This is a genomic window from Methanoculleus sp. UBA413 (genome assembly GCF_002502935.1).
Classification (GTDB): domain Archaea; phylum Halobacteriota; class Methanomicrobia; order Methanomicrobiales; family Methanoculleaceae; genus Methanoculleus; species Methanoculleus bourgensis.
The window spans coordinates 5657-12269 of the sequence record NZ_DAQR01000037.1 but is presented as its reverse complement, the minus strand read 5'-3'; the positions used below and the strand labels follow the sequence as shown (position 1 = coordinate 12269).

Genomic DNA, 6613 nt, shown 5'->3' with positions numbered 1-6613 from the left:
CCCCTCCCCGGTCCCCTCCCCCGATGGTGATATCCCCACGGTCCACTCCAAGGGGAGAACCCGGAGGAAAACCCGCTCCGGGGCGGTTCTCCCCTGCCTATCCTTCCGGGAAATCGTCGCCAGCACTACTCCTGGCGCGGCTTCCCGCTGCATATCGCCATGACTGCCCTCGCCCCCGGGAGGAGGCCGCAGGCCGGGCGGGGTGGGGGAGCGGAGGGGAGCGCTCCGTGGGGGATGGGATGAAGGCCAGATGTGGTCTGCTATTTTGGAATCGATGCACTAGACTTGTTCGCCCGTGCGGTCCCGATCCCGTTGGATGCCCGCATCTCGACGACATACTCCAGGATGAGTGCGACGTCGTCTTCGGTAAGCCGTTCCCCGGCGAGGGCCCACCGGATCGATGCATCGACATACTCCGGCTTGACGAGTTGGAACGACTGTGCTCCTTGGATCGGTGCTGTGAACGATTCTCCCGTGAAAGCGAGATCAGAAAGAGACTATGTAGCGATTTGGGTAGCGAATCAGAAATGAAATAGGAAGGCCAGGGCCGAGATTCGAACCCGGGTCGAGGGATCCACAGTCCCTTAGGATAACCGTCTACCCCACCCTGGCAATGTACCCATGTTAATTGGCGGTCAGATTTGATTAAGGTATCTCTTCAATACACCCACATCCTGCACCACCCCTGGGGATCATGGGAGCGCGCCCGGCCGGGATCGACGGCGGCCCGGGTCTGCAGCGCATCCCGCGCACCCTCCCCGGTTTGGCCGCCTCCGCCCGGGATGGATTGCATGTCCGGGAGAATCATTAATAGACCCCATGCTCTATAACGTACCAGTGTTCCGGGCGCCGGAGGGCGCCCTGGGGGTAGGGGAATCACCCAACAGGTGGTGTGATTCAGGAAAAACGGTCAATTTTCCAGATTTTTTGGGAATTGTTCGTCCATAACGTATATACCGGAAGGTGATTATCATGGCAAAGAAATCAAAGATCAGGACCCCCATCGTCTGCGTGATGGGTCACGTGGACCACGGCAAGACGTCGCTCCTGGACAAGATCAGGGGCTCATCCGTGGTATCGACAGAGGCGGGCGCGATCACGCAGCACATCGGCGCCACACTCGTTCCTCTCGATGCAATCACCCGTATGAGCGGGGCCTTGAGCAAGGTCAGCGTCAACGTCCCGGGCCTCCTCTTCATCGACACCCCGGGCCACCACGCCTTCACCACCCTCCGCGCGCGTGGTGGGGCACTTGCCGATATGGCGATCGTCGTGGTGGATATCAACGAGGGTTTCCGTCCCCAGACGATCGAGGCGCTCCAGATCCTGCGCAACTACAAGACGCCGTTTGTTATCGCGGCCAACAAAATCGACCGCATCCACGGCTGGCGCGTCCAGAAGGATCAGCCGTTCAACAAGACGTTCGCACAGCAAAACGAGCGAGTCCAGGGCATTCTTGAGACGAAGGTCTACGAACTCGTCGGCAAACTCTCAGACCTCGGGTTCAACTCCGAGCGGTTCGACCGGGTCACCGACTTCGCGCGGAACATCTGCATCGTGCCGACGAGCGCCCTCACCGGCGAGGGTATCCCTGACATCCTCATGGTGCTGGTCGGGCTTGCCCAGCGCTACATGACCGAGAGCCTCAAGGTCAGCGCCGACGGCCCCGGCGCCGGCACCGTGCTTGAGGTGAAGGAGGAGCGCGGGCTTGGGATGACGCTTGATCTGATCCTCTACGACGGGACCCTTGCGGTCGGGGACGAGATCGTCGTCGCGGGAAACGAGGAGATCATCGAGACTAAAGTGCGCTCCCTCCTAAAACCGCGGCCCATGAAGGAGATCCTGATCGAAGAGCGGTTCGAGCGGGTCAGGTCCGTCACCGCCGCCGCGGGTATCAAGGTGGCCGCACCGAAACTTGACGGCGTCATCGCGGGCTCGCCCCTGCGGGTCGTCAGGGGCCCCAACCGCGACGAAGTGGTCGAGCAGGTCCGCCATGAGGTCCAGGATATCCAGGTAACCCTCTCCGATCTCGGGATCATCATCAGGGCCGATACCATCGGCGCGCTCGAAGCGCTCTCAAAGGAACTGGAGGGTCACCAGATCCAGGTGATGCGGGCCGCCGTCGGACCGGTCACCCGCCACGACGTCATCGAGGCAGGGACGATCAAAGACCCCCTTTACAGCGCTATCCTCGCCTTCAACACCCCGGTCCTGCCTGACGCGATCGATACCCTGGCTGACGCCTCGATGTCGCATGTCAGCATATTTGAGGGCGGGGTCATCTACCAGCTCATCGACGACTACGTGGAGTGGCGGGATGCGAAGAAGCAGGAACTTGAGCGGCAGCGGTTCGAGAAACTGATCATGCCTGCAAAGATCCGGATCCTCCCTAACTGCGTCTTCCGGCAGAGCAACCCCGCGGTGGTCGGCGTCAGGGTTCTTGGCGGGAAACTCCAGAGCGATGTCGATCTCCTCCTCCTCCCCGGCGGCCGGAAGGTGGGCCATCTCAAGCAGATACAGGATAAGAACGAGACGGTCCATGAGGTGGATGCGGGCAGGGAGGTGGCGATCTCGATCGAGGGGCCGACCGTCGGCCGCCAGATCGACGTCGGCGACGACCTCTATGTGGATATCCCGGAGCGGCACGTGAAGGTGATCGAGCGGGAGATGCTCGACCTCTTAAACCCGAGCATGCGGGAGATCCTGGAGGAGTTCACCTCCCTCAAACGCCGGGAAGATCCCTTCTGGGGGAAGTAGGCTTTTAATACCATATTATCAAATTGTATAGGTACTTTCGAAGGAGTCGTCAAGATGGTGGATTTCAAAATTATCCTATCAGACCCGGACACCGGGCGTTCATACAAGATCGATGCGACCGGTCCCGCCGCAGGAGCACTCATCGGCAAGCGCATCGGTGACGAGATCGACGGGGGTGTTTTCGGCCTTGCGGGCTACACGATCAAGATCACCGGCGGCACGGACAGGACCGGCATCCCGGCACGTCGCGACCTCCCCGGGCCGGCACGGAGGAGAATCCTCCTCTCCGAGGGCGTCGGGTTCCACCCGATTATGGAGGGGCAGCGCCGCAGGAAGTCGGTGCGCGGAAACGAGATCAGCGCCGACTTCGTCCAGATCAACGCCGCCGTGAAACAGCGCGGTGCAAAACCCTTAACTGAATACTTCGAAGAGCCGAAGGCGGCCGCCGAATAAATCAGCACCCACTTTTTTTGAGAAGTCCTGTCCCGGGAGGTGAGACTGTCTCTCCGGGCAGTTCTGTACCCGATCACGCCGTGGGGTTCATGAGACCGTGATTCTAGCGGGAGTAGACCGTTGCATCTCAATCTTCCAAAACTTCTTGGTTTTGGTACTTGATAGGCTCTCGGCCGTCAACTCCATCACGCCCGGGCAGGGTTTCCCCTGGATATCCCCCGTGGCGAAGAGCCACCACTGTCTCCGGGGAAGGCGCATGTCATGCGTACAACCTCTCTCGCCCTGCTTCATGAACATTTCATATGCAACGTTCACCCGGAAGGCCGCGTTGCCGCGGTAGTTCGCGTGCAACCGTTCATCTCCCTCACGCGCCAGGGTCCACAAAATAAGGTGAAATAGCCCGGTAGTTCGTCTCGCTCCGGTGGCGCATTCTGGGGGCGAAGGAGTTTAGAGGGGCCGAAACGCTGGAAAAAGCGGCCGGGCTCACCCCTACCTCCTCTTCACGACCTCCCTCTTGAGGGAATCCAGTTTATCCTCGAACGCCACCCCGTATTTTTTGGCGAGGACGACCACCGCCGCCTCCACGCGGAGGTTGCCGTCGAAGTGGTCGACGACCTGGTGGAGTTCCGCGACGATCTCCTGCGGCGGCTTCCCGGTCGCGGTGGCGATCCGCCCGATCAGTTCCTCGTAGGGGCTCTCCTTCACCAGGACGTCGGAGGTGGGCTTGAACCCGAGTGGTATCGAGACCTCCGCGACGTCAAAGAGCGGCCTGATGGTTCCGCCGTCCATCTCGACGAGCCCCTCCGACCTTGCCCGCTCCAGGAGCTGGTTCGCCTGCTCCTTGTTCATCCACTTCCGGTCGATGGCGATGTAGAAGACGAACTCGCTCCTCTGCAGCCGGTCTTTGCGCATGTGTTTGAACGGCGCGGCAACGGCAATCTTTACGCTCACTCGCAGGCACCTTTCAGGAATGTTCGCAGGTCCATCGCGTCCATGTCGCCGTGTGGACTCTCCTTGGCGACATAGCACTCGGTCACCGGCCCTTTGTCGACGACCCGGAGGTAGAAGACGTTCTCCGCGACCGGGAGCCTTTTTTCAGGGGTGAGCAGCGTCCTCTGGAAGTCCACCCGGAAATCCGCCGCCTCACTGGTCTTCTCGGAGAGCGGTATCAGGGCATCGAGGTCCAGAAACTGTGTCCGCCCGTCCGCGACCTGGATGATGATCCGTTCCTTGACGAGGCCGTCGCCGCCCTTCGAGGTCGTATGGGTGTTATGCAGCCGCGCTATGCACGAAAGGACATCCCGGAACGGCCGGGCGAGTTCAAAATCGAGGTCTATTTGTTGGGGGAAACGATGGTATATCCTGCGCATCACTAGAGGTGAGGTGCGCGGAACGTAAAAAAGGATATGATCCCGTCGGTTGCCTGTTTCATGGGGCCACACAAAGGGTTTTAACATCCCCCACCCCCATCACCGGGCCATGACGGATCAGGTTACGCTCCTGCAGATGAACGACTCGCACGGTTACCTGGAACTGCACCCCGAGCTCTTCTGGGCCGGAGATCGGGCCGAATACCTGATGGCCGGGGGCTATGCCCGGATAGCCGCACTCCTTGACGCGGTGCGGGATGCGCGGCCGGGGAGGGTGCTCGCGTTCGACTGCGGCGACACCATCCACGGGACCTACTCCGCCGTGCAGTCGGAGGGGGAGACGCTCGTCCCGGTTCTCAACGCTTTGGGGTTCGATGCCATGACCGCCCACTGGGAGTTCGCCTACGGTCCGGAGCAGTTCCGGAAGGTCGCCCGCGGCCTCGACTACCCGGTCCTTGCCGCGAACTGCTACGACGATTCCAGCGGCGACCTCGTCTTTCCGCCCTACACCATCTGTGAGACCGATGGGCTCCAGGTGGGCGTCATCGGGATCGCCGCTACAATCGTCGACAAGGTGATGCCAAAATCCTTCTCTGAGGGGATCCACTTCACCCTGGGGAACGAAGAACTCCCGGGGTATATCGCCCGGCTCCGCGACGACGAGGGTGTGGACCTGGTTGTGGTGGTCTCACACCTCGGCTTTCCCCAGGAGGTGAAACTCGCCCGGGAGGTGGACGGGATCGACGTCCTTCTCTCCGGTCACACCCACAACCGCCTCTTTGAACCAGCGGTTGTGAACGAGACCATCATCATCCAGTCAGGCTGCCACGGCTCCTTCCTCGGGCGGCTTGACCTTACGGTCGAGAACCGGCGGGTGACGAAGTTCGACCACGACCTCATCGTCGTCGGCGAGGCTATCCGGCCCCACCCTGAGGTTGAAGAGATGATCGGGGAAGTCATGGACCCGCACCGCGAGCGCCTCTCCCGGGTCGTCGGCGAAACCCGGACTGGGCTCAACCGCAACACGGTCCTTGAGGCCACGATGGACAACCTCCTGCTCCAGGCGCTCCTCGATCTCACGGGCGCCGATATGGCGTTCTCCAACGGCTGGCGCTACGGTGCCCCGGTGCCGCCGGGCCCGGTCACGGTAAACGACCTCTGGAACATCATCCCGGTGAACCCTCAGGTCTCGACGGTCGAGATCACGGGTCGGGAACTGCGGGCGATGATGGAGGAGAACCTGGAGCGGACCTTCGCGCGGGACCCCTACGACCAGATGGGTGGCTACGTGAAGCGGTGTATGGGGATCAACCTCTACTGCAGGCTCGAGAACGCGCCCGGGCTCCGTATCCAGGAGTTCTTTGCGGGAGGCAAGAGGCTTGATCCGGACGCCGTCTACCAGGCAGCGTTCGTCACCAGCCAGGGCGTGCCTGCGAACTACGGGGAGAACCGGGAGGTCCTGGATACCAGCGCGATCGAGGCGCTCGAGCGCTACCTTGCGCGCGGGCCTGTCAGCGCCGACCTCCGCGGGAGCGTGGTGGCGATATGATGCCCGGTTACCGGGTCCTCGTCCACGCAAGCGAGCGCGACAGGGTGCCTGTGGCCCTGAACAACGCGAAGAACCTGATCGCCGGTCTTGGGGTGGGGGCGGTCGAGGTCCGGGTGGTGGCATACGCCGACGGGGTGGAGGGGCTCCGCGCCAGCGGCCCGAACACCGTCCTCATGGGCCTGCTCGCGAGTCACGGCGCCGGGTTCGTCGTCTGTGCAAATACCCTCCGCTCCCGGAACTTAACAGCAGAGGATTTCCCAGACTACGTGGAGACGGTCCCGTCCGGCGTCGTGGAACCGGTCATCAGGCCGGCGCTGCCTCCGGCCGTAAAAAAGGGGATATCTTATGCAAGCAGGACTGCGTTCACAACGCCGTCCTGGCCTGGTCTGCTGACGATCCGCGCGCGCCCCATATCTGTCCTGATGATGGCGCCCCTGGTCAGGAGGCCCCGCCGGACGTAGTTCGGGTTGGCGCTGTTTGCCTC

At 61.9% G+C, this 6613-nt stretch carries 5 protein-coding genes, 1 tRNA gene and 1 pseudogene; 3 read left to right on the top strand and 4 right to left on the bottom strand.

The features are described 5' to 3' along the window. Positions 1-539: 539 nt before the first annotated feature. Positions 540-612, bottom strand: a tRNA-His gene (locus BP858_RS02845). A gap of 360 nt (positions 613-972) precedes the next feature. Here BP858_RS02845 and infB point away from each other — a divergent pair. Both infB and BP858_RS02835 read left to right on the top strand, forming a co-directional pair. Next, positions 973-2757 carry a translation initiation factor IF-2 gene (infB, locus tag BP858_RS02840; RefSeq protein ID WP_286878792.1) on the top strand — a complete coding sequence of 595 codons (1785 nt, stop codon included), beginning with the start codon at positions 973-975 and terminating at the stop codon, positions 2755-2757. Between the two features lie 54 nt (positions 2758-2811). Beyond that, positions 2812-3210: a 30S ribosomal protein S6e gene (locus BP858_RS02835; RefSeq protein ID WP_074174995.1), complete on the top strand. Its 399-nt coding sequence runs from the start codon at positions 2812-2814 to the stop codon at positions 3208-3210. A 489-nt stretch (positions 3211-3699) separates the two neighbouring features. On the opposite strand, the gene BP858_RS02830 is transcribed toward BP858_RS02835, so the two are convergent. Both BP858_RS02830 and BP858_RS02825 read right to left on the bottom strand, forming a co-directional pair. After that, positions 3700-4161 (bottom strand): DUF2240 family protein, encoded by a 462-nt coding sequence (locus tag BP858_RS02830; protein WP_062261739.1) that lies wholly within the window; start codon positions 4159-4161, stop codon positions 3700-3702. After that, entirely contained in the window at positions 4158-4580 is a 423-nt protein-coding gene (locus BP858_RS02825) for a hypothetical protein (RefSeq protein WP_074174996.1), read from the bottom strand. The genes BP858_RS02830 and BP858_RS02825 overlap by 4 nt, the downstream gene beginning before the upstream one ends. 109 nt (positions 4581-4689) lie before the next feature. Between BP858_RS02825 and BP858_RS02820 the strand changes: the two genes are divergently transcribed. Further along, positions 4690-6129, top strand: coding sequence for a bifunctional metallophosphatase/5'-nucleotidase (locus tag BP858_RS02820; protein WP_286878791.1), 1440 nt, complete (start codon positions 4690-4692; stop codon positions 6127-6129). Between the two features lie 343 nt (positions 6130-6472). On the opposite strand, the pseudogene BP858_RS02810 reads toward BP858_RS02820, so the two are convergent. Continuing rightward, positions 6473-6613: pseudogene (locus tag BP858_RS02810) on the bottom strand (30S ribosomal protein S8e); the annotation flags it as partial.